This is a genomic window from Tigheibacillus halophilus, assembly GCF_042683165.1.
In the GTDB taxonomy this organism is placed as follows: Bacteria; Bacillota; Bacilli; order Bacillales; family Amphibacillaceae; genus Tigheibacillus; species Tigheibacillus halophilus.
In genome coordinates this window covers 456,192-457,148 of record NZ_JBHUIZ010000005.1, presented here as the reverse complement: position 1 = coordinate 457,148, position 957 = coordinate 456,192, and the positions used below count along the sequence as shown (strand labels likewise).

The window sequence follows — 957 nt, the reverse complement described above, 5'->3', positions numbered from 1 at the left end:
TTATTCTATGATCAGGAACAATACAGGGTACGATTACTCGTACGTAGTCTCTATGGACGACTGATAATGATTATACTATAACATAATTCTCAGTTTTAAAAAATGGATTCCTGAGGTTTATTTCGCATGCACAAAAATAAGTGAAATAATTTATCTTCTTTTTATGAACTTTTGAGTTGACTAATCGTAGGAAAGAGGATGGGACAGAACTATCCAAAAACAGCTATAAAGTGCCATTTCACATCTAGTTGATTGGAGCGAAAGGCGGCTGACTCCTTGAAAAAGAAATTCGCTTTTTCTGCGTGCGATGTGAATGCTGCCGAAGCGTTCCTTGTCCTGCGGGAACAATGGTTTTCGATGGGACGCGTAATCGCAGTCCCAGCACGGTCTGAAGACCCCGCAGGAAGTGATTTTCTTAGAAAGTGCATGAGGGAAGGCAAGCTACATACGGCCTTTGCGGCCAACGCTTGCACACCCCTTGTCGGGGCGCCTGGCGTGCAAATCAACGAAATTACTAAGCCAGATAAAAAAAAGTTGGGCGGTTCCATGTCAAGATGGTACCGCTCAACTTTTTTACATTTCCCAGGGTTTTGTCTCACCCTCTTCATTTTTTCATGTTGATGTAAATGATTGTGTATACCCCGAAAGCCATGTATACGAGCAGGTTACTGCAGCAAGCGCAGAAGATACATCATACAATTTGATCAGGGAAAAAACAGCCCCTGCGACCAACATCACCAGATAAATGATCCCTTTTCTTTTATGATGATAAGCTCAACTTTTGAAAGCTAGAAGGAAGTATCGATACAGATGGATAACCATTCTGTTAATTATTGACCATGACTTATGGTTAACCTTTCAGGCTATCTACGCGTAGCATGCACCCATCGAAGGTGAAATCAGATCTCGAGCCGGTCCGGAAAAACACTGCGTTGGTTGGACGCTTTTGGGAACATT

The 957-nt window shown here is 42.5% G+C and carries 1 protein-coding gene; it reads left to right on the top strand.

All coding sequences use genetic code 11. From position 1 onward, the window contains the following. The first annotated feature begins 276 nt into the window (after positions 1-276). A complete protein-coding gene (locus ACFSMW_RS08475) occupies positions 277-621 on the top strand; it encodes a hypothetical protein (protein WP_390354741.1) in 345 nt (114 codons plus the stop codon). Positions 622-957: the final 336 nt, after the last annotated feature.